The organism is Limosilactobacillus reuteri (genome assembly GCF_034259105.1).
GTDB classification, from domain to species: Bacteria; Bacillota; Bacilli; order Lactobacillales; family Lactobacillaceae; genus Limosilactobacillus; species Limosilactobacillus reuteri_G.
This window is the reverse complement of sequence record NZ_CP139476.1, coordinates 26,514-51,934: the sequence shown is the minus strand read 5'-3', so window position 1 is coordinate 51,934 and position 25,421 is coordinate 26,514. Positions and strand designations below refer to the sequence as shown.

The following is a 25,421-nucleotide window of genomic DNA, read 5'->3' as shown; positions in this document are numbered from 1 at the left end:
CTGTGGCTTATTAATAATTTGAGTATTATCAAAGATGTGTTTTAATACGGATTCCCTTTTTAGTGGGTGAAACCTTAAATAAGGTGTTTGTTATTTTGGTGTGATAAAAATACTGTCTAGTGTTAGCTACATAAAAATGGGAATGTTTTAATAGCTTTTTGTGATTCACAAAATAGAAGGCAAAAGTGAGATAAACAAGCTAAAAGTAGTCATTCGTATTAAACCAAATTTTTAGGCATTTTATTCAGGTAATGAAGAAGTAAAAAGTAAAATTTAGAGAAAATATATGAAAAATAATAAGACAAATAAAGGTATATTGTCCTCTTTGTGATGGTTGCCAAATATAAAGTACCTCTAAATAGAGTAAATATACCCCGTACTAACACGAAATATGGTGTAGAGAATAATGGTGTAATTTTATGAAAATGGAGTGTTTTCATAAGGCTTGTGATGAAAATTTAGTCAATAATTCGAGCGATAATAAGTTAGTGAAGAAAAATTCACAAAAATCTATTTAGTGAGGATAGAGTAATGTGAAATTGTGAAAATGGTTGCCATATTTCTATGAAAACTTGGATAGACTTTATGAAAATACAGGCGATTTTATGAAAAGAATAGTATGAAAACCTAAGGTGACATTTTCGTGATTTTGAAAATTTTGATAAATGGTTGCCGAATTTTGGGAGTAATTTTATAAATAGGAAAGGATTCAGATGTGGTTTAAGGCGAAGTGATATTAATTCGAAATGGATTGATATTGTTTTGTGGTGTGTGGAATAAGCAACTGATACAGAATTGCGCCCTATATTTTAGGCGTTTTGAGTAAAATAACCCCCGCTGTGGTCTATACCAAAATATATCAAATAATAGATGTTATTTGATATATAGCTATTTAACTTTTAATTAGTAAGTAAATAAGGGTTGCAAATTTATAACTGCATAAAAATGTTATATTGTCAAGTGTTTATTAATATATTTTATATTATTTTGTTTCAACTGTTATGATCGTTTTTTATTAAATTAGTGAAATGGGTTTCAATCTTACATGAAAAATTTTTCATATATAATAATCTACTAACTTCACAATACTTCACAATTCTTCACCCAACTCACACCACCACACCACTTTACACCTTAACAACCTAACATAACAACCCAAACAAACCCCCAATAAAACCCCCAATAAAACACGCTACACGCTTCTCACCATACCACCCGACCACCCGACCACTCACCAAACAAACACACCAATAAATTCACTCACTTAATAGCCCAATCCACACCCTAATATAATAAATAACCGTTTACCTAACTAACATACATATCAATACCATACTATTCACTTGATCCATCATAACAACATATGAAAACATTATCATATATATCAAATACACCTCACTCACTCACTCACTCACTTACTCACTTACTCACTTACTCACTCAATACATCTATACATATCACTATATACATCTATAGATCATCATACACGCTACATAGATCATCATACACTCTACTACATAGATCATCATACACTCTACTACCTATACACTACTACACTACATAGATCATTATGTAAGCGCTAACATATAATCGCAACATAAAAGGGCAACACGCTATACATTAATGTGTTACCCTATATAATTATTATCTTTATTTTTTAATTCCAGTAATTTATTATCAATCCTAAATTTCAAGAATAAGTTAGCCACTGGACTCAAATAAATAATACTGACCAATTGATTATTGGTTGATGGAGCTGTGATATCTCTTGGTAGAAGGCCTTACGATAGATATCCATTGACGAATGTCCATTAAACATAGCTCGTGGATAGTGATTCATCCAATCATTAGTCGCTATGATCTGAGCACTACTATAGTTATTTATAGCTTCACCTTTGGTAATCTCCTTGCGGAGAAACCGGTTATTGATCTCATTGGATCCACGTTCCCAAGGGGAATACGGATCAGCATAGAAAACATGATCGTGAACTTGTGTTAACTCACTAAATTCTGAACCGTTGTCAGAGGTTATTGTCTTAAAGATGCGATAGTAAGCATCTGTGCCCATTTTCTGGCGTAAATTTATAAAGAACTGATTTACTGCATGCGCAGTTTTACCAGCAATTTTACTCGTGATATTAACTCGTGAAAGGCGATCAGTCATTACTAGTACAACACTGTCATTACCGTTTTTCTGTCCCTGAACTGTATCTAGTTCCCAATGGCCAATTTCGGACCGTTGGTCCGCAGTTTGAGGTCGTTGAGCAATATTAGGCCCTAAGCACCTTTTAGCTTGCGGATGAGTTCGATGATGCTTACGTTTAGGTTTTTCAAAGAGGTCTAAATTGGACGTACGAAGCACACCCTCATTAATCCATTGATATAAAGTTACAACCGACTTTGGGATCAGGGTGCCATCATTCATTAAATCTCGAGCCTTATAAATAACCGCTTGTGGGGAGTAATGGTGGTCGTCAAACTCACCAAGCATTAGCTGATCAGCTAATCGTAAAAATTGCTTTGAAGAATAATATAAGCGACGACGACCAGAATGGCGGTGATGTTCAAGATATGTGGCCTGACCAGCTTCATAACTATAGATGTAGTAAGAATATTCGTAAATCTTACCATTAGATTTTTGACGACGAAGTTGGCGGACCGTACCACGGTTGAGCTCGTTATTAATTGTTTGATGATTAACTCCTAATTGGCGACCAATTGCGCGATTGGAAAGTCCTTGCGACTTTAAAGTCGCAATCATCACACGTTCTTCTTTAGTAAGATGAGCATTCTTTTTATGAGTAGTCAATAAACTAGTAGACATGGTATCATTTAAGTGCGTCATTTGACGGACATCCTTTCATATAGGTTTGGTTCACTTAATATGATACCTGATGTCACGCCGAATGGCGTTTTTTATTTACCACCAACTGGGTGGCTAACTTCATTCTATAATCCACCATTTATTATCAATTAAATTTTTTAAGAAAATTAAATCTTCTTCAGTAGATTTTTTCTTTCATTATATAGAAATAAAAAAGGGTGCTATTTTCTATTCTGTTAGGGTTGTAAGTATGTTATAATAATTATAACGTGTACTTTATAACGAAAAGAGGCGAAAGAATGGAAAATAAAACAAGTAGAGCGCAATTAAAAGCAGTTAGCAACTGGAACGCAAAAAATCCGTTAAATGTTACTTATAATCAAAAGAAAAGGGCGGCGCGTTCTTTTGTTTTAATAAACCTTAAAGGAAATACAAAAGGCGCAAAAGCAATAAATGAAAATCGTACACAATATATAAACGACTTAAAAGCATTACATTCCGATATAGAACAACGCTTAAAGGATCTAAAACAATAGCGGCAAAATGCTATTGTTTTTTTATTTTAAAATTACTTCTTGACTTTATAGCGTTCACACTATATAATTAAAATCGTCAATTAGACAACGGCAATAATTCAATATTAAACATTTCAAAAATTAATTTGAAAAAGGTATTGACAAATTATAGTGTTCACGCTATAATAAAAGCCGTAAAGTTGATTAATGAAAACAAAAATAGCAGTCACCGAACTAGCATAGGTTTTCAAAAATGATCAAATTTACTTCTTGACAAATTATAGCGTTCACGCTATAATAAAAGTCACAATCAAGTAACAAGCAATCACAAGCCTTGAGTGATTAATAAAAAATAGGTTGTTTATATATAGCGTTCACGCTATAATATAAATTTGTTCAAATTAATTGGAAAGTTACCAATTCAAAAAACGTTAGTAAGTCGCATAAGTCAACGGGCTAAACAGGCTTAATCTTAAATCTATAAACCGTATCGACGGGATACACATAGTTCGTATGAGTAGGGGTAGGATAATGCCATAACTACCATTAGATAGCGGGTTAAGGTGGCGGATAGTGTGAGCGAGAGCATACTCAATCACTTTCAAACCAACATATGCTGAACTTTGAAAACTTAATAACGGCGGTTCAATCTTTCAGTAGAACTGAGAACAACTCCGCAATATCAAAAGTTGGTAAATAACCCGGTACGGTAGGGGTAGGTGATTCCACGTCAACCGCCTAATCAATAGTAGATAAAGGCGCCGTGATACTACCAGCAGGAACTTGCTAATATTCCTTGGTTTAAGCCTGTGAAAGTGAAAAAGACGCTATTAATTGTTTTTAGAGAGCCTTATCAACACGATAAGACTCTATATAAAGCGATTAATAATAACCGCTGAAACACATTAGAAAGGTTTTGATAATTATGATGTCACAAAAGGAACTACAAAAATACGCTGAACAGGATTACAAGTTAGTTGATCCTGAATACATTAAGCAATTAGAACGGGATAGCGAAAAGTTAATCAAGTTTAAAAAGTACAGCATTTTGGCACTATTCATTGCAGTTATTGTTATTACAGTGACCCTTCCACTTTTACGGGCACTATTGACGAACCTATTAAACTAATGTAATCTTACACTATTAATTAAGCTAAATAATAGACTTTAGGTAAATAAAAAGGGGTAAATATCATGAAAATTAACGTATTTGTTTCAAACTTGGCAAAGTACAACGATGGCGAACTCAACGGACAATGGACAACGTTACCAGTTGATGACGTAAACAAGGACATTTTGGACAAGCTAGACTTAGGCGGTGACAGTAAGCACGGTTATCACGATGAATGGTTCATTAGTGATTACGAAGCACCATTCACAATCAGTGAAGATGATAGCATGTATCGGTTAAATGAATTAGCCGAGGCACTAGAAGACTATGAAACTATCGAGGATGTATATAAAGACCTAGACGATCGTGAAGCAACCGGCTGCGAGGATGTATATGATTTTGATGATGACTTTTTCGATACCATGTTCACGGATAAAACTGAAATCGCACGTGCAACTTTCTTTGGTGAAATTCAAAACTGGCTTGATCCATATATCTACTTTAATGGGGTGGGCAATCTAGCAAGCATGAATGAATATCAATATCAAGAAATGCTTAACAATCATGCAAGCAAAATTATCGAAGAATTTAAGAATGAATACCTGTAAACCACACAATACACCCACTCGGAGGACAAATAACCATGAAGAAAAATATTGCAATTGTAATGCTTGCTATTATCGCACTTGTATGCTTTGGGGGCTGGGTACATTCAGCACAAGAAGCCGACTCAAATTACAAGGTAATAATGAGTGAAGCGAAAATTATTCGTCAACTCAAAGGTATTGAACAAAAATAATTTTTCATAGAACGGAGGAAATAAAAATGCGTATCTTCAAAACAAAATTATACCGAGTTGATTACAAGGGAACACATGGAGGCGGTGTTGACCATATCCGTGGCCGTGTATTACTTGAAAATTATCCGTGGATTATTGAAGCGGCGGCCAATGGAGAAATTGAATTAACCAAAGTCAACTAGAAAAGAAATTATCAAGGAGGAAATTATCATGAAGAAATTACACTATCGCCGAGAAAACTATCCAGTTACTTTCAAATGGATTAAGCCAGACGACTACTTTGATGGTGAGCTAATTCGTAAATCCTGGTATTTCAGTGTTTGCGATTGGATGGGTAATGAGCTTGAAGGGTTTTACGATGAAAATGAAATGCTTGAATATTGGGAACAATTAACAGATGAAGAATTAGATGATATTCAAATGTTCGCCTATCCACAAGAAGATGGTGAAAGTGTAGAAAAGCATGAATTAGTTGGCATAGCAGGGGCGATGCCCGTTAGTCAAACAACTATTGTTAAAGAAAAATATGTTTTTCCTAATTGGTAGAAGCGAAAAGAATTTTTAGATAAACGGAGGAAATTAAGATGAGTTACGATACTGTATTAAGTTTTAAGATCAACCGCAAAGCCATGACGATTACTGGACGCTATCGTTCGAGTAATTGTTTCGATATGTTTGATCGCCGTGTTGTTGAGGATTACACGAATACTTATAAGACGCCCGAGGAATTTAAAAAGGGCGTTTTTGATTTTGCTGATGGCGCACTTAATGGCAGTTTAAGATTTAGTAGCTCCAGTACAATGAGCAAGCGATTAACTTGGTTATCTCAGAATAATAAATTGCGATACCGTGATCCTGAAAAAGCTAAGTCCAATAACCCAGAGGATGCCTGGTATAAAGAATGGTTTGTAGTAGAGCGAAACGAGGAAACATTTAAGGTGCTGGTTGGAGAAAAACGTGTCAAGCCAAGGAAGTGGGTAATTTCAGACGGCGACAAAATCGGAGTAAAGGTAACTCCACGCTACACAAAATTAAGCTATGATCGTTGGAATAAATTTTACAGCCTTGATGCGGCAAATGAAATGATGAAGCGTCTTACTGACTTTGGTTGGGTTGAGAGTTACGGTCTGAAAATCGTCGAAGCATAAAAACGATTAACAAAATTAGATATTTCCATAGGTAGAAGCGAAAAGAATTTTTGGAAAAGCGAGGAAATTAAAATGGAAAATAAAAAAGTTTATGTTGTTGTTATTGTCGATCATCAAGAGTTTTGGCAGGAACCGACTGATTACATTACTACAGCAACCACGTTAGACAAGGCAAAGAAATTATTAGTTCAATATCTACAATTCAACGAATATAGCGCAGTAGATTTTGGGCAAGAATTAAATAATAGTATCGAAATTTGGGAGCAAGAAATTGATACTTTGGAACCAGGGATAACATTTGGAATTAATCTAAACGAATTACTGAGCGAAGCAGAAGATTAGATAAAATATGTCTTTTATAAAGAAATTTATGTGCTAGAAACGTTGATATAACAGTATTTACAAATTGGAGGAAATTATAATGAAGATGAATTTTAGCGAAAATGGGTATTACCTTTTTAACAAGAAAAGACTGATTAAATGCTTGCAACAAGCATGGGGCATAAGCTGGAAAGAATTTGTACGTAGTGGCTATGATTGGGACGGAGCCTATGCAATCGCCGACTTCTTTGATAGCCGAAAATGGAAATATAAAGTAATTGATCCAGACAATGACTTGGGTATTTGAGTAAAGAAATTATCATAACAAAAACACTATTAAAAATAAATTCACTATTAAGAGGTAATTAACATGAATACACAAACACTATTAAATAACGTAGCAACTAGTAACGTAAACGAAGCAATTATTGTGAACGCAAAAGAATTTTTGAAGGCACTAAAGTTTGTTGCCGTAGCAACGGCACGAACAGATTCACGGCCGGTATTACAGTATGTTCACGTTGAAATTCACGAGAATGAATTAACTATTGAGGCAACCGATTCTCATATTTTGACGCAACAAAAGGTTGCAGCAAGCACTAGCGATGAGTTAGTTGGAAAAGAATTTTTGATTGATGGTAAGTTTGCAAAGAATTTATCTAAGACACCGACGAAACATGGTACTCACTTATTCATTACTCCAGAGTTCGGAAAAAATAATAAACCCACTGGCAAGGTCGCAATCTTAGACGGTAATGAGGAAACATTTATTGATGACAATTCAGACAACGATACTTTTACACGGTTCAATGCATTCTACCCGGAATTAGATTTTCTCATTCCAGATAATGCTCGGTTTGAATTTGAAACACGGAAGAAAGAATTATTGCCTATTCTGAAAGCATTGAAGGAAAAGACCAATACAAAGGGACTTTACGATGTTCATCTTGAAATTCAAGATAATTCCAAAGTTGTTATTGGCGTTGGTGATGACATTCAAGAAATTAAGCACCGCAATTTGTTCATCGGTGATAATCACAAGGTCGAGAATAACAAGGGACTGAATTTTGAAATTGACTTCAATGTGAAGCTACTTATTAGTGAATTACAGAAATGCGAGAATACAGAGTTCTTGAAGTTCTCGTTTAATGGTACCTTACGACCTTTCACTTTCACACGAGAAAATGGTGGAATTGGATTAGTTACCCCGTTACGGACATTCTAAAAAGAAATTTAAGTAAATATAGTTTACATAAAATCATATACGGAAAGTTGAGGAATTGGCTATGAGTGAAGTTGTCATGGATTATCAAACAGGTGTTGAGGGAAGCATTGGTTGTGAGGCCGTGTTTGATAAAGAAAAGTTAATGGAGATTGTTAATGAATGGTGGGGAATTACTGATTTAGAGGAATTTCTCAGCAGTTACGTTTGGGACGACACCGAGTCCATTATGGAGGAATTTGATCGTCGTAATTGGGACTATGAAACCAATGAAGTCCCGTTTTAATTGGTTGGTGTAGAGAGAAAATTTAGGAGTGTGGAGGAAATGATGATTGATGTAAATTTACTACCATTTAGTGTTAATGAATTAGTTAAGAGTAAGGCTTGGCATGATGCAACACCAGAACAACGGAGAAAATTCATTAGTGCAGGGGTTACATTTGATTCAGTGCTTACACATTATGCTGATAAGTACCGTGCAAAAAAGACTATTAAGGGAGAATTTATTGCGTGTGTACTATGGGACTTTTATTTCGACTTGTTCAGTAATCCAGTGGAACAGGGCAATGCTTTTGATTATGAATTAGACACTGTTTACCATACGGTTGATGAAAAGGCACCTATTGATCTGTACAGCGAAAGATTATTGGATGAAGCACTTCATCCGAAGCATTGGATTAAAGTGTTAAAACTAGCATACCGAGAAAATAAAGTAAAAATTATCGAAGGTGCAACTGACGAAAATGGGAATATTGACTTAGATTTGATTAATGATGATTCGGTTGAATACCGTGATTACTTGTATTAGAGAAAAGAAATTTTAGTAATAAAACCAGAACGAAAACATATTTTAGGAGTGTGGAGGAAATTATCATGGAAATTTTAACAGCGAAAAAGTTATCAGTTTTGAATAAATTAGATAGGGCGGGCGTGGAATGTTTACAGTTCGACGCTTATAACGAAGTAGAGTATTCAGAAAAGTATCAGCAAGAATATATCGATCTGTTTGAAAAAATTGTGGTTAACCGAGTTTTCAAGCACTTTAATATTGATCCTCAAAACAACGAAACGATTGTGAACTATTTTGGTAAAGAAGATGGGAAATGGTTTGTATCGTTTTATGAGCCAGCAGTTGATACTACTATTGATAAAATTCTTAAAAATGATTATTCCGATTTAGAAGAATTGAGCCATTGGTAAAACATATATTTTAGAAAAAGTAAAAGGTGGAGAAAATTAACATGAAATTATACAACGAAGAAATTATTATTAACGGGCGGAAATTATCACCACTTGAAGCGACTGTCGTTCTTGAGGCGTTAAAGGATAGTGCAGACAATGGTGTATTTAATGACTACACTCAATATGAATTAGGAATAAGTAAAGAAGAGCAGACAAAGGTTTTAGGTCAATTTGCTTAGATGATAAAACACGTAATTTAGAAAGAAATTTAGGTGCTAGAAACGTTGATATGACGGCATTTGTGAATGGGAGGAAATTAGAATGTTATTTTTGGTCAAGGATTTAGAACAATCAGATTACTGGTGGCACGAAACAAAGAAGAATTTAATTCGTTGGGCACAAGAATTAGTCGATACCGATTGTGATATGGGGGTGAACGAAGCTATCGAAGCAATTGAAAACTATCAAGGTCACGATTATGAAGTTGAATTGGTGGCCTAGCAAAGAGTTTTTAGGAGGAAGTTGAAATGACAATTTATGAATTAATCTACCGAGAAAATGAAAATGATAGTAATGTACCTGCGCCAGTTGGTTTATATAGCTGTTTTGAAAATGCGCAAACAGCAGGTGAACGACTTTTCAAGAATATCACTGGAGAAAAAGAATTTTACTGGACGGAAGAATACGGAACCCGTGTTCGCTTTGATGGAGAAAATGGTACCACATCATGCCTAGATATTATCCCAGTAGAAGTTGATTCAGTTCTTATGTAAAGAAATTTTAGGAGGAAATTTAAGATGACACTTTACAACAGTTTTGCAGAGTTAAAAGCGGACAAGCCAGAACTAGCACAAGAACTATTAGATGTATTCGGTAAAGGCGAATGGCAAGAAAGCAATTTGAGTGTATATGACACGTTGGAAGACTTCGCTTATTACGAATTAACAGAGGGTTGGTATCTTGACAACCATCTTGACAAGCAAGATTACAACGGCGCCCCAAATCCTATTGACTATATTGATTTAGAAGCCTTGGGAGAGGCATTGGTTGAAAGCGGTGATGAAAGTTGCATTTATCGCACCGAGGGCGATCAGGTGGTTACTACCGACTGGGGTTGGGGTTAAAAGTAATTTTAGGAGGAAATCAAAAATGTGCTGGAATGATTTGGTTATTGAGAAAAGTCGCGGAATTGTCACGGAGAAAAATATTGATGAGTTCAATGTAGAATTTTGGGAGAAATTAAATGAGGATCATGATAGTGACTTACCAATTGGAGAATATGTTGAGTTCAAATTTGAATTATTCGGAATGGAACTTATAGGACATTATAGCGCAGAATCAATTGGCGATGCTGATTACCCTAATGAAACAGAGCCAGGTGAAATTGAACTAGATTATATTGATAATGTTTTAGTTTGCTAACAAAGAAAATCTCATATCAAATACACTATTCCTGAAATGTCAATTTAAATTAGAAAAAAGGTGAAAGTTGTTCTTCTGTGACATGACTCAAGAATACTTCTAATGGTGTACGATAATTTAGAGATTTTCGTGGGATATTGTTGCGACGATGCATTAGCTGAGTGACTAGTTCGTCTGGTAAATCGCGAAAATCTAGCTTTTTACTAAGACCATCACGACGCAAGAGGCCGTTATTATTTTCGTTTAACCCTCGTTGATTGGGAGCACCGACTTCCGCAAAATAGGTGTGAAGATCATACTTATTGGCTATTTCTCGCCATCCAGCAAATTCTTTCCCGTTATCAAAAGTAATTGATTTAACAAAGTGACGTGGCAGTTTAGCGAGCCATTGATCAAGCTGGCAATTCACTGCTTCGTCTGTTTTATGATGAATATTAAGGACAATCATTACTTTGGATTGTCGCTCTACTAGCGTCATTACCGCTCCGCGGTGAGCTTTACCTTGAACTGTATCAGCTTCAAAGTGCCCAAATTCATGTTGGTAATGCGGAAAATCACGATATCGTTGATAGATACTGCGTCCTAATTGGCCAGCTTTACCACGATGTTCCACATAGCCATTGGGATGGCGTTTTCCTTTCATCGGTAGCTGTTTAACGGAAAAGCCATACTGATTGCGGGCAAACATGCGATAAAGGGTGCGCATACTGCAGCTAATTGGGTGTTCATGACGACCAATAATAGTATCAGGAGTCCAACCTGCCTTGATTTGCGCATGGATATAGTTAACTTCGATAGTTGGCAGTTGGGTCTGCTTCCGACCACAACGACGCTTATGTCGCTGATAAGTCTGAAGATATTGGTCGATGGTTTTACCGTCGTTGAGGAAACGATAAACACGATAGATGGTTTCTTGACTACGCTGAAGTAATTTAGCAGCCCGATAAGCTTTAGTACCTTGATACCAAAAATCAGCTATGAGAGTTAATTCACGTGTGGTAAGATGTTTATAGGTCATTTGTGATTGCCTTTCTTTTGATTAGGAATATTCAAAAGTCTATCACAAATGGCTTTTTACTTTTTCTAACTTAATTTTACAAACGACGATTAAAAATAAATTCACTATTAAGAGGTAACACAATGCGATTTTTAATTGACACTGGTGACGGATTTAGAGAACGAGTTAATGAACAAGAATTAATTAAATGGGGCGAGTCATGGGGCGTTGGCGTTGAAATGACTTTAACCGAGGCAATTGAAGCGTTAGAAAATGTTGGATACAAAGTAGAACAGTTAGAAGAAAAAGAAAATATTGGAGGATGAGTAAGATGGAGCCAATTTGGATGAATGGGAAAGACATGATTAAGTTTGAGGAAAGTCAAGGCGATTATTGTTACTTTGATAAGTCGATGAATGTAGTAAAAATTAATCCAGATTGGCAATACTTAGTCGGTTTGGACAATATGGAGAAAAATTCCATCGTATTTGATATTAGAAAATAAATTTAGGAGTGTGGAGAAAAATGGAAACACAAATAAAATCTTTATTCGCAAAAGCACATGAAGCATTTTGGGACGCAAAGGCAGAAAAATATATTGATGCAGCACTAAATGGTTTTAATTCTGAAGAAAATATTAAAAATGCTTTTATTGGTTATGTATTAAACGATTGGTTATGGGACATTAATATTTCGTTGAATGGACAAGCTAATGAAGCTTTTGACCAACAAATTCGAGATATTTGGGGTTCGTATGAAGAATATGATCAGTGGTTGTTAAGTTCAATGTTGCACTCTAAGAAGATTATTAAACAAGTAAAGAAAATTTATAAACAGAATGCGGAGGAAATTAAAGAATTGTTAGGCACAGATGAAGTAGAGTCTATAAGTGATTTTTCATGCGATTTTTTGTCTACAAATGGTATTAATGTTCCAAGTAAATAAGCTCCTGACAAAAGAAAATTACCAAGATAAGGCAATCATTAAAATAAATATTGGAGAAATGAATAAAATGGAAACTTTATTGAGTGAGTTAACGCCAAAAGAAATCCAAGAAATTATTGATAATAGCAACCATACAAGCTACGAAAGCATTAAAGAGTTTCATGATGACGGCTTGTTAGAAGTATTCCCATCAATAGACGATGTGTGGCAAGGCTATGGCGATGACGAGAAATTAACCCTTTCGACAGGTAAAGTAGTTTTGTTTATTGGTGGGTAAAACAGATACTTTAGCATAGGTACGAATTGGAGGAAATTAACATGGTTAAGGTTGAAATTCAAGAACAATTAGCAGAAGCACTACTTCAAGCACAAACAGCACTCAAAGAATTTGGTGAAGGTAAGAATGATGACGATGTCACGATTGACGATTTTGAGGGAATGATTGTAGACGAGTTAAATGAAGAAGGTATCCCCGTAAGTGATGAGCGAATTGTTGCGGTCGCGGAATGGGTCCCAATTTGTATTGAAGATAACGGTATATACATTGTAACGGCAATTATTGAATGCGTTGAAAGTAGTATTGATGAATTAATGAATGACTATTAGAGAAAGGTATAAATTGGAGGAAATTATCATGATCGGAACAAAATTACACACAGAATTAGTAAGTTTAGTAGAAACAGGAATTGGAGAGGTAATTCTTACATTAGAGCGTGGGGAAGAAGAAAAACAACTCCTTATCGCTGAATGTGGATTGTCAGACGTTGTTTACGAGTCGGCAATTGACTACTACCTAGACAACGAGCATTGGACGCAAGAAAAATTTGACGACTATTGGGAAAACGGCGGCGAGGATAAAGAAATTGACAACTATGTTGATGGCATTGTTGATTTTTATGATGATTGGTCCACTTGGGAGGAAATTGCTTAATTTGCGAAACGGATATTTTAGAAAAAGTAAAAGGTGGAGAAAATTATTATGAGCAAACAATATTCTCGTTACAAAAAGATTGTACATCGTATGCACGAAAAAACTTACGGGTACGAAAATATTAGTCGGCAGCCACATTGCAATGACCGGTGGTGTCAATTACGTAAACTATATGGTCTTAACCCACAATATTATTTAGCTGGCGAGGGTCAAAACACTATTTGGATGAACGCATTCGAGGAAGATGAAAAACATCCTCGTGGATTAGATTGTGATCAGACATTGCGAGATAATCGTAGTAGTTATTGTAAACGAAAAGGATACGACTGGATGTAGATAAAACATATCTTTTAGAAAAGTTAAAAATTGGAGGAAATTATAATGAAGTTAATTGCAATTGATCGTGACGACAATTCTGTATACCAAGTAATTGTTAATCGCTATGATTTAGTATCGTTACTAATGGAACGCTTCCCAGAAAGCTATAGTTCAGAATTGGATTGTTTGGAAGAAATTATGGATATGGAGCCAGAAGATGTAGATGCCCTTATTATTGGAGAGCTACAAAATCAAGATTTCATTGACTATGAAATTAAGCTATTAGGTGAAATCGAGGAAGTCGCGTAGCAACAGGAAAAATAGATTTTTTGAGAATGGACAATAACTAGAGTTAATGTGCTGTACGTCATCTTGTACATATGAGATAATGTATGTACTTGATAATGTACAGGAGGGAAATACGATGGACAATGTAATAACGCCAACTCAAGGGCGAAAAGAATTTTTTAAGCTCATAAAGAAAGTAAACGACGACAAGCAGCCAGTCATGGTAAAACCAACGAAAGATGGAGAAAAAGGGGCCGTCGTAGTTGGCGAAGATGATTGGAAGGCTATTCAGGAAACTCTTTTTCTGGTTAACCAAGGTGTGAATAAGCAGATTAAAGAACGAGAAAATGATGAAGATGAAGATTTCGACAAGGTTTGGAATGAATTATGAGTTACACGATTAAGTCGAAAAAAGGGGCAAGACCACCACTAATTTATATCAACGGTGGTCTTTTTTTTGAAACGTCTTTTGCAAAAGAAATTTTAATAGAAGTTAAAAGACTTCATTTGAATTATGTTTAGGGCAGCATTCAAATGAAGTCTTTATTATGTAGGAGGAAATTAAGATGAACACTAAGACGATCGAAAAAGAAAAATTAGCATTATTAAACATGGCAAATACTATTAAGACCGTTTCTGAAACAATTGCCAAGAATAAAAAGTTAATTACGGATAATTATTGGAGAAATGATGAGTTTGCGTTGTACGGCCAGGCGTCAAAACTGGCCATTAAAATTATGCTTCAAGAATTGAATATCAGAGCAACGAGTAAACGTGTTCAGTTAGTTCATAATGAGTTAGAAGAAGCTAACTATCATTGTCCTGTTGAAGCCGTTCTTGATATTGATGAAGAGATAACGAGCTTTGATTATCCAATCTGGATACCAGAGGGAACAACGTTATCTGAAGATTACCTAGATATGGTGAAAGAAATTATCAATTATGCAGAAAAGGCAGCTTAAGATTACGAGTGAATTTGGAGGAAATTATCATGAGAAAGTATTATTCAGTTTGTGATTGGCTAGGCAATGAATTATTTGCATCAAATGATGAGTGGGAAGCCATCGATTGGTACGACGAACATGAAAATGGAGATGGAGATGCAGATTTACAATTGTTTGTCTATGATGAAGAACCAATTGTCCCTGAAGAAACTTACGATGCTTTTGCTTATGGTCACGAATTAACTAATAAGCAATTATATTGTTTTCACTATTAGATAAAACACGTCTTTCACAAAGGTAAGAATTGGAGGAAATTATCATGAGAAAGTATTATTCAGTTTGTGATTGGCTAGGCAATGAATTATTTGCATCAAATGATGAGTGGGAAGCCGTCGATTGGTACGACGAACATGAAAATGGAGATGGAGATGCAGATTTACAATTGTTTGTCTATGATGAAGAACCAATTGTCCCTGAAGAAACTTACGATGCTTTTGCTTATGGTCACGAATTAACTAATAAGCAATTATATTGTTTTCACTATTAGATAAAACACGCCTTTTACAAAAGTAAGAATTGGAGAAATTGTAATCACCAATATACTATAATGTAATTACGAGGTGATATTATGCAAGAAATTCATGAAAACTCAAAATTTTTTAAATCTGGAAATTCATTTGGCTTACGATTGACCAAGAGTGACAAAGAAAAAATGCACGCTCAACCAGGTGACGAATATGAAAAAGATATTTCTTCCGATGGTCGAGTAATAACATTTAAAAAGAAAGAAAGTATAAGTAAAGATACACAGAAAATGATAGATAAAATTTTCGATGAAGACTCTGATTTAATAGACGCTCTCAAGGATTTGTAGTATGGAATATTTAACAGAAAAAGAAATTTTTGTAGCAATTTTGAGTTTGGTAAAATATTAGTAATAACGAACAAACGGAGGAAGCATCATGATTAAAGTAACCGACTTACTAACAAAGCAAGAAGTAATTGTTGATGATAGCAAGAAAAAGATGACAGATTTCAGTAACAAAAATGGTTTAGTTTACTATAGCGCCCCAGAAGCTAACACTGAAGCGGAACATTGGGTGGACTATAAGGTTAATGGTCATGTTGATGATGTAGAAGAAAAATTATCGACTTATAATAATGCAGTACGTCTTGCTTATGCAAAAGTTGTACACTTTGCAGCAAGTGAAAATGATCCAGACGGCGAAATTTGGAATGGAGTCGTTGAATATGTAAAGCACACCCAAGAAAAATTCTTTGACGAAAATGGCGATTGGAAAGATAATACGACCGTTGGAATTAACGTTAAAGATTTTTTGAACTAGCATGTGGGAAAAGAATTTTTAATAGAAGTTAAAGGACTTCATTTGAATTATGTTTAGTGAGAAAACTAGGCAGCATTCAAATGAAGTCTTTATTATGTAGGAGGAAATTAACATGAATGGTTTAGTAGAAAAGAAATTATCGACAAAATTGTTAGGCACCGAAGAAAATCTTGCCGGTGAATTAATTGTACATATGAAGCGAGGCACCGAAGAATTAGATTATTACTATTCACCTGGTTACCAAGCAGACGAATATGATGCGGAATTAGAATGGCGCCAGTCAGAATTTGGTTGGACTCAAGATCAATTTGATAAATATTGGGATAATGGTGGCGAAGAAGAAATAATCAAAAATATGATAACTCAACTTGTCGAATGGTATGATGACGAATGTAATTGGGAAGAGTTAAAAAACATGGAATGGTAGTAAAAGGCAATAGCAAAATTGGTACAATAGAATAAAGAAATAATTTTTCTTTTTAAGCTTTAGAATATATAATAAGTAGTAGAACTAATGATTGAGTAAACGAGGTGAAAATAATGTTATATCCATATGCAACTTTTCCAGAACATTTAATCATTACTTACTCTGATGTAAAGAACGATGGCTCTGTTCATGTAAATTTCGAACAACCAACAGATTATGGATTTAAGGAGGCGCGTTATACATTGCCAACACAAAAAAAACTATTTAGTGATGGTTACACGTCAAAAGAAGAACAGAACTTAGAGCGAATCCTTAATAATAATCAAGAGTTGATTATGGAGATGGCAAAAGAAACAGGTGAAAAAGTTGCCGAATCTAATTAATTTTTTAGGTTATTGTATTTATTTTTGGTCGAACGAAGGTAATGAACCCGCACATGTCCATGTAGCAGTTAAACGTCCTTCACCTGTTTCGGCAAAATTTTGGTTACTCCAAGATGGAAGTGTTAAACTAGCTGATGATAAACTAGGTCTTTCAAAAAAAGAGATAAAAAGGTTGGAGAAATTCTTAGTAGTAAACTACAATGATTTGCTATCGGCGTGGAAAGATTACTTTGAAGAAGATACAGTAAAATTTTATAAATAAAAGCCTTGATTGGTAATAATGGTAGCACCGTGAAGTAATTTTCATGGTGCTTTTTGATTTTAAAAATAAATTCGATTTAGGAGGAAATGTTATGAACAGAGGAAGATTAATTCAAGAAGAATATAATTTTTTCGAGATTATGTGTAATGAATTGGGTGTACGAGGACAATTTGCTCATGATAACAATGGTTTGGAATATATGGTAATAGTTGCACCAAACGGAGCAATTAGAGCTGTTCCATGTCGAGTAGAATGGCTAGACTTTTTAACAGATGGACTTGATAGAAGTGAGGCGATCTATGAAATACGAAGAGATTTATTAACTAAGTTCATGTCAGGTGGCTGTGGAGTGGATACGTCACCAACGGAGCTAACATGTAAGGATCGAAAATTTTTTAATGAATTTCGACAAGGTGTTTTGAAATTAATGGGAAGGATTTAGAGAAAATGCGATTCATTATATTTGATACAGTGGTACTATTTGTAGCGTTGATTGGCAGTATTATAGAGAAACGCAAAATTGATAAACAAGAAAAGAAAAAAGGCGGTCGTCATTCAAAACGATCGTCTTTTTAGCTAACGGAGGTAAATATTATGAGTAAAGTACAGTATAAACAGGGAGATATTATTTACATGGATTTTAGTCCGGCTATAGATACTGAGATGGAAGGTATTCATCCAGCGGTAATTATTTCTAACGATCGATATAATCGCAATACAAATTATCTTATGGTAGCACCAATCACTTCTGGTGGGACTTATTTTAATGGTTACGTTAATTTACAGGGCTATGCAAATATATATGGTCGAGTAAATGCAACACAAATCCATTGTTATTCTCGTGAAAGAGTGCGTTCCTTACCAATGGATAAATTGCGACTAGAAGATTTTAACAAGGTTAAAACACAACTTAGTAAAGTAATTAATGACTTTTGTATATAGCGTTTTTAGCAGAAGAAATTTTTGGCAAAATAAAGGAGTTTAAAACTAAAGGTGGATTATAGAATGAAGTTAGCCACCCAGTTGGTGGTAAATAAAAAACGCCATTCGGCGTGACATCAGGTATCATATTAAGTGAACCAAACCTATATGAAAGGATGTCCGTCAAATGACGCACTTAAATGATACCATGTCTACTAGTTTATTGACTACTCATAAAAAGAATGCTCATCTTACTAAAGAAGAACGTGTGATGATTGCGACTTTAAAGTCGCAAGGACTTTCCAATCGCGCAATTGGTCGCCAATTAGGAGTTAATCATCAAACAATTAATAACGAGCTCAACCGTGGTACGGTCCGCCAACTTCATCGTCAAAAATCTAATGGTAAGATTTACGAATATTCTTACTACATCTATAGTTATGAAGCTGGTCAGGCCACATATCTTGAACATCACCGCCATTCTGGTCGTCGTCGCTTATATTATTCTTCAAAGCAATTTTTACGATTAGCTGATCAGCTAATGCTTGGTGAGTTTGACGACCACCATTACTCCCCACAAGCGGTTATTTATAAGGCTCGAGATTTAATGAATGATGGCACCCTGATCCCAAAGTCGGTTGTAACTTTATATCAATGGATTAATGAGGGTGTGCTTCGTACGTCCAATTTAGACCTCTTTGAAAAACCTAAACGTAAGCATCATCGAACTCATCCGCAAGCTAAAAGGTGCTTAGGGCCTAATATTGCTCAACGACCTCAAACTGCGGACCAACGGTCCGAAATTGGCCATTGGGAACTAGATACAGTTCAGGGACAGAAAAACGGTAATGACAGTGTTGTACTAGTAATGACTGATCGCCTTTCACGAGTTAATATCACGAGTAAAATTGCTGGTAAAACTGCGCATGCAGTAAATCAGTTCTTTATAAATTTACGCCAGAAAATGGGCACAGATGCTTACTATCGCATCTTTAAGACAATAACCTCTGACAACGGTTCAGAATTTAGTGAGTTAACACAAGTTCACGATCATGTTTTCTATGCTGATCCGTATTCCCCTTGGGAACGTGGATCCAATGAGATCAATAACCGGTTTCTCCGCAAGGAGATTTGGTCCTAGAATAAAAAGTGTACAAGTTAAATAGGGACTCTGATTTAGTATAATTAAGGAAGTAAATTGGAGGATCAAATAATGACGAAGCACAGTTATGACAAGGAATTTAGGGAACAGGCCGTTCAGTATTACTTAGATAACAAGGATCACATGACCATGAATGAAATAAGTAAGAATCTAGGTATTGGGGCTAGTACATTACATAAATGGATTAAGCTGTTTACTGAGACTGGGGAGTTTGGCCGTGGCTCTGGTAATTTTGCCAGCGATAAGGACAAGGAGATTGCACGACTAAAGCGTCAACTCCGTGACGCTGAAGGAGCGATCGAAGTGTTAAAAAAATCAATCGGGATTCTGAGCAAGTAACTACCGAAAAGGTATACCAAGAAATGGACGTTCAGCACGCTTTGGAATCCCACCCTTCCATCAATGGTATGTGTGATTATGTTGGAATCTCAAGAAGTGGTTACTATCAACGAGAAAAGCGTCATAATCACCAATCACCGCGAAAGCTTCGGAAGAAGTTTATTCAAGGTGAAATTAAAGCAATTTGGCTCAAAAGCCTTTGTATTTACGGTGCCGGCAAAATCACCCAAGAACTTCGCTCAAAAGGATATAAGATCGCTGAACGAACTGTTGGTAAGTATATGCGTGAACTTGGCATTCACGCCGTTTACCTAACCCCTTGGACGACTACCACTCGCAATTCTAAGTTTGATAAACAGCTAATAAATATTTTAGACGAGCAGTTCAATCCATTGCGACCAAACGCCGTTTGGTGCATTGACACCACTTATATTCCAGTTCATGACGGATTCGTTTATTTAACCAGTATTATGGACTTGTACTCCCGACGGATCATTGGTTGGGACTTATCTGAAACCTTGGAGGTATCGAATGTCATCCCACTTATTGAAAAGACTAAGCACAGTCGCCATATTAGCAAGCCATTAATCATGCACAGTGATCGTGGTAGTCAGTTTACGTCTGAAGCTTACAATCAAGTTACAGCTAACATGACATTAAGCTATTCAAAGAAAGCTTATCCTTGGGATAATGCCTGCATTGAGTCGTTTCATGCCTTGATTAAGCGTGAATGGATAAATCGGTTTAAAATCCATTCATACTCCGAAGCTAAACGACTAGTTTTTCAGTACATTGAAACGTTTTACAACACAGTTAGAATTCACAGTCACTGTGGATTCAAATCACCAAAGCAACTTGAAGATGAGTATCAAACTCAAATTCAAAATTTAGTCGTGGCATAGGACAAAAAAGTCTCTATTTAAATTGTCTATTTTATTGACAGGGGACCAATTACCAAAGGTGAAGCTATAAATAACTATAGTAGTGCTCAGATCATAGCGACTAATGATTGGATGAATCACTATCCACGAGCTATGTTTAATGGACATTCGTCAATGGATATCTATCGTAAGGCCTTCTACCAAGAGATATCACAGCTCCATCAACCAATAATCAATTGGTCAGTATTATTTATTTGAGTCCAGTGGCTAACTTATTCTTGAAATTTAGGGTTTAAAACTAAATGGTCAATCGACGCATTAAACTACGCTGATTGACCATTTTGTGTATTTTAGGGGTTTCAAATATGAAAAAAATATTAGTTGCATATCTAACGTGGAAGAATTCTATTAATTCACCAAATACGTTAAAGAAATATACTTGTTCTGTGGAGATATATTGCGATCTGGTTTTTGGTAAAAAACCAGATGAATTGACAAGAGATGATTTTGAGAATTTACGATATAGTGACACAATTAATAAATTTGTTAAGCCGCTACGAGATAAAGATATTAAGGATTCTACTATTAAATCGCACCTTATTGCTATGCGGTCGTACTTAAACATTATTCGTAAAGAGAAAATTTTTCCTGGGTTAAACATGAGTTCAATCTCTAATGATGTTTTTAAGGTTCAAAGTTTAGGCATGAATAATGTAGAACATTATGAACCAATTTCACTGACGGATTTAAATGAAATGGAAGAATGGTTAAAGAGTAAAAATTATTTCAATACAAAAGTGGATAACGCTGGAGAAAAGTATGCCATGTTAATTGATTTTATGTACAAAACAGGAATTCGTGTTACCGCAACTTTTAACATTACTTGGAGTGATTTCACTTTAATGAATTCTTCGTATGGTGGAGATTGGGCGCAATTAGAAGTTCTTGATAAAGGATCAAAGTTAAATACTAAGTACTTAACTAGAGCTTATTATGATAAGCTGCATAGAATTTTTTATCGAAATAATAAAGATGAAAAATTATTTGACGAATTGAGCCAACATAGCCTGAGAAGTTTCTTTAAACAATTTAGTGAAAAGAAGGGACGTCACCTAGTAATTCACTCACTAAAAGCGGGGGCTGCTACGACTCTATATGCTCAAACCAAAGACATTTTATTGGTACGTGATTTTTGTGATCACGAAAGTGTAAGCACAACTGAAAACTATATTCATCAACAAGAAGATCCTAATCATATGGGAACAGCAATCTTAACAGAGAATTTTGACGCTGATAAGATAGACAACTTATCAAAAGAACAATTGTTAATGATTATCCACTCTCAACCAGAAATTGAAAATACGATTATGAGAACAGGCAGTAAATTTCATTTAACTTTTTAATTATCTTTAAATCTCACAAAAAGCCTATGATTTTACTGTTTTTGCTGTTATAATCAGCGATGTAAGTTAGGTAAGAAAAATAGAGGTTTTGGTAAAATGAGATATGTATTGGAAATTGAAAAAAAAGTAGATAATATATCGGGAAAAACCACAGCGTTAATAGGGAATGATTTCATTGATTTAACTTCTGAAAAAATTATTTCTGAAGAACAAGATGAGAATATTGTTTTTAAAAATGTGTTAAATAATAATGAAACGTTTAATGAAGCTTTTTCGATTAATATTTTTGATACTGAAAGATCTGAAATATTAAATACTGAATTCGAATATGAAGACAATTTGAAAACAGCACTATTGTTTTACTGTGTAAAGCAGGAAATACCATTTTCAACGGTACTTTCTTTCAAGACAACCATGAACATTGTCTCTAAGGAAGAGAAAGCGATAGATAAAGCGTTCCGTAATTTTAATCAAGATGACATAATTAGTTTTGCTAAAAGTCAAATAGAACAAGGAGCATCTGTATATACAGCAAATAACAGAATATATCTGCTTTCGCGACTAATAAAAGAATTACATGAATTCGCTGGAGAATATTTACCAGAAAGTAAAAAAGTGTATGATGAAACATTCATTAACATTTTTCTAAAGACGACAAAAAGTTATGCTACACAGGAGTATGGTAATACCGCCTTGGCGAATGGAGAAATTCCTTTTGTTACAATAGATGATGTCCATGAGGTTATGGAAAGAAAACCAGCGTCTATTGGAGCTATTTTTGTCTTGATCTTTAGAGGATTACGAGAAAATAAATATAATAAAGAAATTTCAACGTTAAAAGTTGGAGATATTAAAGGTAATCAAATTACAATAAATGGTGATATGCCTAGAACAATATATCTCGCTGAAGATGAAGCTAGATATATTGAAAGATTGTGTAAAGGTGCCTCTAAAAATGATTATGTGTTCCGGAATGAGTCTCCTAAATTAACTGAACAGGAGAAAAAACAACCTCTCAAAACTTGGGCTCTCCTTAATAAGAGAATGCGTCAAGTAGATAGCATATTAGGCAAGAAGCCAACTTATACTATGATTAGACGAAGTGGTGAGGTTTACTATATTGCCAATCAATTAAAACGAGAGTTAAACGCTAATGCAGATAAAATAGCGATCATACGAGCAATAGATAAATGTTTCCGAGAATATGGTGTGATTCCAATGGACAGCCAAAATATAATGGATTATAAGGGTAATTCGGGCATTGCTAAGAGAAGACGTCAAATGACTAATCTATATAAGAAGTATACAGAATACGTTACTGTACAAGATGAAAATTAAATAATTGTGAAGAGAGTCCGAATGGGCTCTTTTTTTCTTTAAATGTCTTTTTAGTCAAATAATAGACTTTCAAGAAATAAAAATATATATTAATTTAGTAAACAACAGAAGAAGGAGGACGCAATGAAAAATATTGCTATTATGGGCTCCAGCGGTGGCGCTGGAAAGGATACTGTTGCAGATATAATTACTGATATTACAGGAATTGATTATCAAAAAATCAGTTTGGCGCAAGAAATACATAAAATTTGTAATAAATTAAGTTCCAACCCTCAACGGAACGAATTACAAGCTGTTGGTGAATCCATGCGAGATATTTTTGGTGAAAATGTATGGATGGATCTCACCGATAGAACTATGCATGGACCAACTATCGTACCTGATATACGTAAATTACTAGAATATTCTCATTATGTTATTGAAATAGATTTTTTGCCACTTTACGTATATACAGATCCAGAAATTACTCGTAACCGATTAAAAGCAAGAGATGGATCTTTTAATGAACGGGATTTAAAACGAAACATTGAGACACAAATGAATTTTATTCAAGAATTGCCGGCCACGAGAGTTGGCGATTGCTCACTTTACAAAGTAAATGATTCAGGAATTTTTAATAATAATCAATGGTACAGCAAGTAACAAAAAGGTGGATTATAGAATGAAGTTAGCCACCCAGTTGGTGGTAAATAAAAAACGCCATTCGGCGTGACATCAGGTATCATATTAAGTGAACCAAACCTATATGAAAGGATGTCCGTCAAATGACGCACTTAAATGATACCATGTCTACTAGTTTATTGACTACTCATAAAAAGAATGCTCATCTTACTAAAGAAGAACGTGTGATGATTGCGACTTTAAAGTCGCAAGGACTTTCCAATCGCGCAATTGGTCGCCAATTAGGAGTTAATCATCAAACAATTAATAACGAGCTCAACCGTGGTACGGTCCGCCAACTTCGTCGTCAAAAATCTAATGGTAAGATTTACGAATATTCTTACTACATCTATAGTTATGAAGCTGGTCAGGCCACATATCTTGAACATCACCGCCATTCTGGTCGTCGTCGCTTATATTATTCTTCAAAGCAATTTTTACGATTAGCTGATCAGCTAATGCTTGGTGAGTTTGACGACCACCATTACTCCCCACAAGCGGTTATTTATAAGGCTCGAGATTTAATGAATGATGGCACCCTGATCCCAAAGTCGGTTGTAACTTTATATCAATGGATTAATGAGGGTGTGCTTCGTACGTCCAATTTAGACCTCTTTGAAAAACCTAAACGTAAGCATCATCGAACTCATCCGCAAGCTAAAAGGTGCTTAGGGCCTAATATTGCTCAACGACCTCAAACTGCGGACCAACGGTCCGAAATTGGCCATTGGGAACTAGATACAGTTCAGGGACAGAAAAACGGTAATGACAGTGTTGTACTAGTAATGACTGATCGCCTTTCACGAGTTAATATCACGAGTAAAATTGCTGGTAAAACTGCGCATGCAGTAAATCAGTTCTTTATAAATTTACGCCAGAAAATGGGCACAGATGCTTACTATCGCATCTTTAAGACAATAACCTCTGACAACGGTTCAGAATTTAGTGAGTTAACACAAGTTCACGATCATGTTTTCTATGCTGATCCGTATTCCCCTTGGGAACGTGGATCCAATGAGATCAATAACCGGTTTCTCCGCAAGGAGATTACCAAAGGTGAAGCTATAAATAACTATAGTAGTGCTCAGATCATAGCGACTAATGATTGGATGAATCACTATCCACGAGCTATGTTTAATGGACATTCGTCAATGGATATCTATCGTAAGGCCTTCTACCAAGAGATATCACAGCTCCATCAACCAATAATCAATTGGTCAGTATTATTTATTTGAGTCCAGTGGCTAACTTATTCTTGAAATTTAGGCAAGTAACAAAAAACGGTAAAGATAAGAAATTATCTTATCCTTACCGAATATCATAGAACCTAAA

Annotated in this window: 46 protein-coding genes and 1 pseudogene; 45 read left to right on the top strand and 2 right to left on the bottom strand. The window is 35.1% G+C overall.

The genetic code is table 11. The annotated features are described in order from the left end of the window. Nucleotides 1-1,714 precede the first annotated feature (1,714 nt). A complete protein-coding gene (locus SH603_RS00315; protein ID WP_013923736.1) occupies nt 1,715-2,845 on the bottom strand; it encodes an IS30 family transposase in 1,131 nt (376 codons plus the stop codon). A 278-nt stretch (nt 2,846-3,123) separates the two neighbouring features. On the opposite strand from SH603_RS00315, the gene SH603_RS00310 reads away from it, so the two are divergent. From SH603_RS00310 to SH603_RS00225, 18 genes are all read left to right on the top strand, one after another. Next, nucleotides 3,124-3,360: a hypothetical protein gene (locus SH603_RS00310; protein WP_321533599.1), complete on the top strand. Its 237-nt coding sequence runs from the start codon at nt 3,124-3,126 to the stop codon at nt 3,358-3,360. A gap of 904 nt (nt 3,361-4,264) precedes the next feature. Further along, nucleotides 4,265-4,468, top strand: coding sequence for a hypothetical protein (locus SH603_RS00305; protein ID WP_169470782.1), 204 nt, complete (start codon nt 4,265-4,267; stop codon nt 4,466-4,468). Between the two features lie 65 nt (nt 4,469-4,533). Next, nucleotides 4,534-5,058 (top strand): antirestriction protein ArdA, encoded by a 525-nt coding sequence (locus tag SH603_RS00300; RefSeq protein ID WP_321533598.1) that lies wholly within the window; start codon nt 4,534-4,536, stop codon nt 5,056-5,058. A gap of 35 nt (nt 5,059-5,093) precedes the next feature. After that, nucleotides 5,094-5,249, top strand: a complete 156-nt coding sequence (locus SH603_RS00295) for a hypothetical protein (RefSeq protein WP_321533597.1) — start codon at nt 5,094-5,096, stop codon at nt 5,247-5,249. A 26-nt stretch (nt 5,250-5,275) separates the two neighbouring features. Further along, complete coding sequence (locus SH603_RS00290) at nt 5,276-5,431, top strand: hypothetical protein (RefSeq protein ID WP_169470779.1); 156 nt, start codon at nt 5,276-5,278, stop codon at nt 5,429-5,431. Between the two features lie 28 nt (nt 5,432-5,459). Further along, nucleotides 5,460-5,795 carry a hypothetical protein gene (locus SH603_RS00285; protein ID WP_169470778.1) on the top strand — a complete coding sequence of 112 codons (336 nt, stop codon included), beginning with the start codon at nt 5,460-5,462 and terminating at the stop codon, nt 5,793-5,795. A gap of 38 nt (nt 5,796-5,833) precedes the next feature. Further along, complete coding sequence (locus SH603_RS00280) at nt 5,834-6,397, top strand: hypothetical protein (RefSeq protein WP_321533596.1); 564 nt, start codon at nt 5,834-5,836, stop codon at nt 6,395-6,397. A gap of 72 nt (nt 6,398-6,469) precedes the next feature. Continuing rightward, nucleotides 6,470-6,739, top strand: coding sequence for a hypothetical protein (locus SH603_RS00275; RefSeq protein ID WP_321533595.1), 270 nt, complete (start codon nt 6,470-6,472; stop codon nt 6,737-6,739). 79 nt (nt 6,740-6,818) lie between these two features. Further along, nucleotides 6,819-7,025, top strand: a complete 207-nt coding sequence (locus SH603_RS00270) for a hypothetical protein (protein WP_321533594.1) — start codon at nt 6,819-6,821, stop codon at nt 7,023-7,025. A gap of 63 nt (nt 7,026-7,088) precedes the next feature. Next, nucleotides 7,089-7,943 (top strand): hypothetical protein, encoded by an 855-nt coding sequence (locus SH603_RS00265; RefSeq protein ID WP_321533593.1) that lies wholly within the window; start codon nt 7,089-7,091, stop codon nt 7,941-7,943. Between the two features lie 61 nt (nt 7,944-8,004). Then, the gene (locus SH603_RS00260; protein WP_169470773.1) at nt 8,005-8,226 is read left to right on the top strand and encodes a hypothetical protein; all 222 of its coding nucleotides are present in this window, start codon (nt 8,005-8,007) and stop codon (nt 8,224-8,226) included. 39 nt (nt 8,227-8,265) lie between these two features. Further along, nucleotides 8,266-8,748: a hypothetical protein gene (locus SH603_RS00255; protein WP_321533592.1), complete on the top strand. Its 483-nt coding sequence runs from the start codon at nt 8,266-8,268 to the stop codon at nt 8,746-8,748. A gap of 65 nt (nt 8,749-8,813) precedes the next feature. Next, nucleotides 8,814-9,140 carry a hypothetical protein gene (locus tag SH603_RS00250; protein WP_321533591.1) on the top strand — a complete coding sequence of 109 codons (327 nt, stop codon included), beginning with the start codon at nt 8,814-8,816 and terminating at the stop codon, nt 9,138-9,140. Between the two features lie 41 nt (nt 9,141-9,181). Continuing rightward, nucleotides 9,182-9,361: a hypothetical protein gene (locus SH603_RS00245; RefSeq protein ID WP_321533590.1), complete on the top strand. Its 180-nt coding sequence runs from the start codon at nt 9,182-9,184 to the stop codon at nt 9,359-9,361. An 82-nt stretch (nt 9,362-9,443) separates the two neighbouring features. Further along, complete coding sequence (locus tag SH603_RS00240) at nt 9,444-9,623, top strand: hypothetical protein (protein ID WP_321533589.1); 180 nt, start codon at nt 9,444-9,446, stop codon at nt 9,621-9,623. Nucleotides 9,624-9,649: 26 nt separating this feature from the next. Further along, complete coding sequence (locus SH603_RS00235; RefSeq protein WP_321533588.1) at nt 9,650-9,895, top strand: hypothetical protein; 246 nt, start codon at nt 9,650-9,652, stop codon at nt 9,893-9,895. A gap of 24 nt (nt 9,896-9,919) precedes the next feature. Further along, a complete protein-coding gene (locus tag SH603_RS00230) occupies nt 9,920-10,246 on the top strand; it encodes a hypothetical protein (protein WP_321533587.1) in 327 nt (108 codons plus the stop codon). 25 nt (nt 10,247-10,271) lie between these two features. Further along, a complete protein-coding gene (locus SH603_RS00225; RefSeq protein WP_321533586.1) occupies nt 10,272-10,544 on the top strand; it encodes a hypothetical protein in 273 nt (90 codons plus the stop codon). 49 nt (nt 10,545-10,593) lie between these two features. Here SH603_RS00225 and SH603_RS00220 read toward each other — a convergent pair whose 3' ends face one another. Next, nucleotides 10,594-11,562 carry an IS30 family transposase gene (locus tag SH603_RS00220; protein WP_003668074.1) on the bottom strand — a complete coding sequence of 323 codons (969 nt, stop codon included), beginning with the start codon at nt 11,560-11,562 and terminating at the stop codon, nt 10,594-10,596. Between the two features lie 122 nt (nt 11,563-11,684). Here SH603_RS00220 and SH603_RS00215 point away from each other — a divergent pair, with 122 nt between their 5' ends. The 27 genes and pseudogenes from SH603_RS00215 to SH603_RS00085 all read left to right on the top strand — a co-directional run bounded on the left by SH603_RS00215 (nt 11,685) and on the right by SH603_RS00085 (nt 25,324). Then, the gene (locus tag SH603_RS00215) at nt 11,685-11,867 is read left to right on the top strand and encodes a hypothetical protein (RefSeq protein WP_321533585.1); all 183 of its coding nucleotides are present in this window, start codon (nt 11,685-11,687) and stop codon (nt 11,865-11,867) included. Between the two features lie 5 nt (nt 11,868-11,872). Then, complete coding sequence (locus SH603_RS00210) at nt 11,873-12,046, top strand: hypothetical protein (protein WP_260241210.1); 174 nt, start codon at nt 11,873-11,875, stop codon at nt 12,044-12,046. A gap of 20 nt (nt 12,047-12,066) precedes the next feature. Beyond that, the gene (locus SH603_RS00205) at nt 12,067-12,486 is read left to right on the top strand and encodes a hypothetical protein (protein WP_321533584.1); all 420 of its coding nucleotides are present in this window, start codon (nt 12,067-12,069) and stop codon (nt 12,484-12,486) included. After that, nucleotides 12,470-12,763 carry a hypothetical protein gene (locus SH603_RS00200; RefSeq protein ID WP_321533583.1) on the top strand — a complete coding sequence of 98 codons (294 nt, stop codon included), beginning with the start codon at nt 12,470-12,472 and terminating at the stop codon, nt 12,761-12,763. Before SH603_RS00205 ends, SH603_RS00200 begins: the two co-directional genes overlap by 17 nt. Before the next feature lie 41 nt (nt 12,764-12,804). Beyond that, complete coding sequence (locus SH603_RS00195; protein WP_321533582.1) at nt 12,805-13,092, top strand: hypothetical protein; 288 nt, start codon at nt 12,805-12,807, stop codon at nt 13,090-13,092. Nucleotides 13,093-13,120: 28 nt separating this feature from the next. Next, nucleotides 13,121-13,417: a hypothetical protein gene (locus SH603_RS00190; protein WP_321533581.1), complete on the top strand. Its 297-nt coding sequence runs from the start codon at nt 13,121-13,123 to the stop codon at nt 13,415-13,417. 48 nt (nt 13,418-13,465) lie between these two features. Further along, entirely contained in the window at nt 13,466-13,753 is a 288-nt protein-coding gene (locus SH603_RS00185) for a hypothetical protein (RefSeq protein WP_321533580.1), read from the top strand. Nucleotides 13,754-13,798: 45 nt separating this feature from the next. Then, complete coding sequence (locus tag SH603_RS00180) at nt 13,799-14,044, top strand: hypothetical protein (protein WP_321533579.1); 246 nt, start codon at nt 13,799-13,801, stop codon at nt 14,042-14,044. 115 nt (nt 14,045-14,159) lie between these two features. Further along, the gene (locus SH603_RS00175) at nt 14,160-14,414 is read left to right on the top strand and encodes a type II toxin-antitoxin system prevent-host-death family antitoxin (protein ID WP_321533578.1); all 255 of its coding nucleotides are present in this window, start codon (nt 14,160-14,162) and stop codon (nt 14,412-14,414) included. A 175-nt stretch (nt 14,415-14,589) separates the two neighbouring features. Beyond that, nucleotides 14,590-14,985: a hypothetical protein gene (locus tag SH603_RS00170; protein WP_321533577.1), complete on the top strand. Its 396-nt coding sequence runs from the start codon at nt 14,590-14,592 to the stop codon at nt 14,983-14,985. Between the two features lie 29 nt (nt 14,986-15,014). Next, a complete protein-coding gene (locus SH603_RS00165; RefSeq protein ID WP_321533576.1) occupies nt 15,015-15,242 on the top strand; it encodes a hypothetical protein in 228 nt (75 codons plus the stop codon). Nucleotides 15,243-15,286: 44 nt separating this feature from the next. Further along, nucleotides 15,287-15,514, top strand: a complete 228-nt coding sequence (locus SH603_RS00160) for a hypothetical protein (protein WP_321533575.1) — start codon at nt 15,287-15,289, stop codon at nt 15,512-15,514. Between the two features lie 81 nt (nt 15,515-15,595). Then, nucleotides 15,596-15,841: a hypothetical protein gene (locus SH603_RS00155; protein ID WP_003676499.1), complete on the top strand. Its 246-nt coding sequence runs from the start codon at nt 15,596-15,598 to the stop codon at nt 15,839-15,841. A gap of 88 nt (nt 15,842-15,929) precedes the next feature. After that, the gene (locus SH603_RS00150; protein WP_321533574.1) at nt 15,930-16,313 is read left to right on the top strand and encodes a hypothetical protein; all 384 of its coding nucleotides are present in this window, start codon (nt 15,930-15,932) and stop codon (nt 16,311-16,313) included. Between the two features lie 112 nt (nt 16,314-16,425). Then, the gene (locus tag SH603_RS00145; RefSeq protein ID WP_321533573.1) at nt 16,426-16,740 is read left to right on the top strand and encodes a hypothetical protein; all 315 of its coding nucleotides are present in this window, start codon (nt 16,426-16,428) and stop codon (nt 16,738-16,740) included. A gap of 113 nt (nt 16,741-16,853) precedes the next feature. After that, on the top strand, nt 16,854-17,123 hold the full coding sequence (locus tag SH603_RS00140; protein WP_169478054.1) for a hypothetical protein: 270 nt from the start codon (nt 16,854-16,856) through the stop codon (nt 17,121-17,123). After that, nucleotides 17,098-17,385, top strand: coding sequence for a DUF4160 domain-containing protein (locus SH603_RS00135; RefSeq protein WP_321533572.1), 288 nt, complete (start codon nt 17,098-17,100; stop codon nt 17,383-17,385). The genes SH603_RS00140 and SH603_RS00135 overlap by 26 nt, the downstream gene beginning before the upstream one ends. 91 nt (nt 17,386-17,476) lie before the next feature. Beyond that, entirely contained in the window at nt 17,477-17,827 is a 351-nt protein-coding gene (locus SH603_RS00130) for a hypothetical protein (protein WP_321533571.1), read from the top strand. A 152-nt stretch (nt 17,828-17,979) separates the two neighbouring features. Next, entirely contained in the window at nt 17,980-18,327 is a 348-nt protein-coding gene (locus tag SH603_RS00125) for a type II toxin-antitoxin system PemK/MazF family toxin (protein WP_169477409.1), read from the top strand. A gap of 166 nt (nt 18,328-18,493) precedes the next feature. Then, on the top strand, nt 18,494-19,447 hold the full coding sequence (locus tag SH603_RS00120; protein ID WP_419182109.1) for an IS30 family transposase: 954 nt from the start codon (nt 18,494-18,496) through the stop codon (nt 19,445-19,447). A 72-nt stretch (nt 19,448-19,519) separates the two neighbouring features. Continuing rightward, nucleotides 19,520-19,807, top strand: coding sequence for a transposase (locus tag SH603_RS00115; protein ID WP_259027554.1), 288 nt, complete (start codon nt 19,520-19,522; stop codon nt 19,805-19,807). Between the two features lie 23 nt (nt 19,808-19,830). Further along, nucleotides 19,831-20,709 carry an IS3 family transposase gene (locus tag SH603_RS00110; protein WP_010011610.1) on the top strand — a complete coding sequence of 293 codons (879 nt, stop codon included), beginning with the start codon at nt 19,831-19,833 and terminating at the stop codon, nt 20,707-20,709. A gap of 39 nt (nt 20,710-20,748) precedes the next feature. Continuing rightward, a pseudogene (locus tag SH603_RS00105) lies at nt 20,749-20,946 on the top strand (IS30 family transposase); the annotation flags it as partial. A 107-nt stretch (nt 20,947-21,053) separates the two neighbouring features. Beyond that, nucleotides 21,054-22,091: a site-specific integrase gene (locus SH603_RS00100; protein WP_321533569.1), complete on the top strand. Its 1,038-nt coding sequence runs from the start codon at nt 21,054-21,056 to the stop codon at nt 22,089-22,091. Between the two features lie 108 nt (nt 22,092-22,199). Continuing rightward, nucleotides 22,200-23,429 (top strand): hypothetical protein, encoded by a 1,230-nt coding sequence (locus SH603_RS00095; RefSeq protein ID WP_321533568.1) that lies wholly within the window; start codon nt 22,200-22,202, stop codon nt 23,427-23,429. Between the two features lie 123 nt (nt 23,430-23,552). Next, complete coding sequence (locus SH603_RS00090; RefSeq protein WP_321533567.1) at nt 23,553-24,071, top strand: hypothetical protein; 519 nt, start codon at nt 23,553-23,555, stop codon at nt 24,069-24,071. Nucleotides 24,072-24,193: 122 nt separating this feature from the next. Beyond that, nucleotides 24,194-25,324: an IS30 family transposase gene (locus tag SH603_RS00085; protein WP_013923736.1), complete on the top strand. Its 1,131-nt coding sequence runs from the start codon at nt 24,194-24,196 to the stop codon at nt 25,322-25,324. Nucleotides 25,325-25,421 lie beyond the last annotated feature (97 nt).

Excerpts from the sequence above, each read along its gene's own strand:
- SH603_RS00255 (WP_321533592.1), top strand. The coding sequence starts at position 8,266 with ATGATGATTGATGTAAATTTACTACCATTTAGTGTTAATGAATTAGTT.
- SH603_RS00295 (WP_321533597.1), top strand. The coding sequence starts at position 5,094 with ATGAAGAAAAATATTGCAATTGTAATGCTTGCTATTATCGCACTTGTA.
- SH603_RS00215 (WP_321533585.1), top strand. The coding sequence starts at position 11,685 with ATGCGATTTTTAATTGACACTGGTGACGGATTTAGAGAACGAGTTAAT.
- SH603_RS00220 (WP_003668074.1), bottom strand. The coding sequence starts at position 11,562 with ATGACCTATAAACATCTTACCACACGTGAATTAACTCTCATAGCTGAT.
- SH603_RS00230 (WP_321533587.1), top strand. The coding sequence starts at position 9,920 with ATGACACTTTACAACAGTTTTGCAGAGTTAAAAGCGGACAAGCCAGAA.
- SH603_RS00160 (WP_321533575.1), top strand. The coding sequence starts at position 15,287 with ATGAGAAAGTATTATTCAGTTTGTGATTGGCTAGGCAATGAATTATTT.
- SH603_RS00185 (WP_321533580.1), top strand. The coding sequence starts at position 13,466 with ATGAGCAAACAATATTCTCGTTACAAAAAGATTGTACATCGTATGCAC.
- SH603_RS00165 (WP_321533576.1), top strand. The coding sequence starts at position 15,015 with ATGAGAAAGTATTATTCAGTTTGTGATTGGCTAGGCAATGAATTATTT.
- SH603_RS00090 (WP_321533567.1), top strand. The coding sequence starts at position 23,553 with ATGAAAAATATTGCTATTATGGGCTCCAGCGGTGGCGCTGGAAAGGAT.
- SH603_RS00200 (WP_321533583.1), top strand. The coding sequence starts at position 12,470 with ATGTTCCAAGTAAATAAGCTCCTGACAAAAGAAAATTACCAAGATAAG.
- SH603_RS00315 (WP_013923736.1), bottom strand. The coding sequence starts at position 2,845 with ATGACGCACTTAAATGATACCATGTCTACTAGTTTATTGACTACTCAT.
- SH603_RS00110 (WP_010011610.1), top strand. The coding sequence starts at position 19,831 with ATGGACGTTCAGCACGCTTTGGAATCCCACCCTTCCATCAATGGTATG.
- SH603_RS00125 (WP_169477409.1), top strand. The coding sequence starts at position 17,980 with ATGAGTAAAGTACAGTATAAACAGGGAGATATTATTTACATGGATTTT.
- SH603_RS00265 (WP_321533593.1), top strand. The coding sequence starts at position 7,089 with ATGAATACACAAACACTATTAAATAACGTAGCAACTAGTAACGTAAAC.
- SH603_RS00100 (WP_321533569.1), top strand. The coding sequence starts at position 21,054 with ATGAAAAAAATATTAGTTGCATATCTAACGTGGAAGAATTCTATTAAT.
- SH603_RS00240 (WP_321533589.1), top strand. The coding sequence starts at position 9,444 with ATGTTATTTTTGGTCAAGGATTTAGAACAATCAGATTACTGGTGGCAC.
- SH603_RS00235 (WP_321533588.1), top strand. The coding sequence starts at position 9,650 with ATGACAATTTATGAATTAATCTACCGAGAAAATGAAAATGATAGTAAT.
- SH603_RS00210 (WP_260241210.1), top strand. The coding sequence starts at position 11,873 with ATGGAGCCAATTTGGATGAATGGGAAAGACATGATTAAGTTTGAGGAA.
- SH603_RS00270 (WP_321533594.1), top strand. The coding sequence starts at position 6,819 with ATGAAGATGAATTTTAGCGAAAATGGGTATTACCTTTTTAACAAGAAA.
- SH603_RS00180 (WP_321533579.1), top strand. The coding sequence starts at position 13,799 with ATGAAGTTAATTGCAATTGATCGTGACGACAATTCTGTATACCAAGTA.
- SH603_RS00275 (WP_321533595.1), top strand. The coding sequence starts at position 6,470 with ATGGAAAATAAAAAAGTTTATGTTGTTGTTATTGTCGATCATCAAGAG.
- SH603_RS00290 (WP_169470779.1), top strand. The coding sequence starts at position 5,276 with ATGCGTATCTTCAAAACAAAATTATACCGAGTTGATTACAAGGGAACA.
- SH603_RS00155 (WP_003676499.1), top strand. The coding sequence starts at position 15,596 with ATGCAAGAAATTCATGAAAACTCAAAATTTTTTAAATCTGGAAATTCA.
- SH603_RS00190 (WP_321533581.1), top strand. The coding sequence starts at position 13,121 with ATGATCGGAACAAAATTACACACAGAATTAGTAAGTTTAGTAGAAACA.
- SH603_RS00115 (WP_259027554.1), top strand. The coding sequence starts at position 19,520 with ATGACGAAGCACAGTTATGACAAGGAATTTAGGGAACAGGCCGTTCAG.
- SH603_RS00310 (WP_321533599.1), top strand. The coding sequence starts at position 3,124 with ATGGAAAATAAAACAAGTAGAGCGCAATTAAAAGCAGTTAGCAACTGG.
- SH603_RS00205 (WP_321533584.1), top strand. The coding sequence starts at position 12,067 with ATGGAAACACAAATAAAATCTTTATTCGCAAAAGCACATGAAGCATTT.
- SH603_RS00085 (WP_013923736.1), top strand. The coding sequence starts at position 24,194 with ATGACGCACTTAAATGATACCATGTCTACTAGTTTATTGACTACTCAT.
- SH603_RS00130 (WP_321533571.1), top strand. The coding sequence starts at position 17,477 with ATGAACAGAGGAAGATTAATTCAAGAAGAATATAATTTTTTCGAGATT.
- SH603_RS00245 (WP_321533590.1), top strand. The coding sequence starts at position 9,182 with ATGAAATTATACAACGAAGAAATTATTATTAACGGGCGGAAATTATCA.
- SH603_RS00170 (WP_321533577.1), top strand. The coding sequence starts at position 14,590 with ATGAACACTAAGACGATCGAAAAAGAAAAATTAGCATTATTAAACATG.
- SH603_RS00305 (WP_169470782.1), top strand. The coding sequence starts at position 4,265 with ATGATGTCACAAAAGGAACTACAAAAATACGCTGAACAGGATTACAAG.
- SH603_RS00140 (WP_169478054.1), top strand. The coding sequence starts at position 16,854 with ATGTTATATCCATATGCAACTTTTCCAGAACATTTAATCATTACTTAC.
- SH603_RS00195 (WP_321533582.1), top strand. The coding sequence starts at position 12,805 with ATGGTTAAGGTTGAAATTCAAGAACAATTAGCAGAAGCACTACTTCAA.
- SH603_RS00250 (WP_321533591.1), top strand. The coding sequence starts at position 8,814 with ATGGAAATTTTAACAGCGAAAAAGTTATCAGTTTTGAATAAATTAGAT.
- SH603_RS00225 (WP_321533586.1), top strand. The coding sequence starts at position 10,272 with ATGTGCTGGAATGATTTGGTTATTGAGAAAAGTCGCGGAATTGTCACG.
- SH603_RS00260 (WP_169470773.1), top strand. The coding sequence starts at position 8,005 with ATGAGTGAAGTTGTCATGGATTATCAAACAGGTGTTGAGGGAAGCATT.
- SH603_RS00280 (WP_321533596.1), top strand. The coding sequence starts at position 5,834 with ATGAGTTACGATACTGTATTAAGTTTTAAGATCAACCGCAAAGCCATG.
- SH603_RS00285 (WP_169470778.1), top strand. The coding sequence starts at position 5,460 with ATGAAGAAATTACACTATCGCCGAGAAAACTATCCAGTTACTTTCAAA.
- SH603_RS00150 (WP_321533574.1), top strand. The coding sequence starts at position 15,930 with ATGATTAAAGTAACCGACTTACTAACAAAGCAAGAAGTAATTGTTGAT.
- SH603_RS00300 (WP_321533598.1), top strand. The coding sequence starts at position 4,534 with ATGAAAATTAACGTATTTGTTTCAAACTTGGCAAAGTACAACGATGGC.
- SH603_RS00175 (WP_321533578.1), top strand. The coding sequence starts at position 14,160 with ATGGACAATGTAATAACGCCAACTCAAGGGCGAAAAGAATTTTTTAAG.
- SH603_RS00145 (WP_321533573.1), top strand. The coding sequence starts at position 16,426 with ATGAATGGTTTAGTAGAAAAGAAATTATCGACAAAATTGTTAGGCACC.
- SH603_RS00120 (WP_419182109.1), top strand. The coding sequence starts at position 18,494 with ATGACGCACTTAAATGATACCATGTCTACTAGTTTATTGACTACTCAT.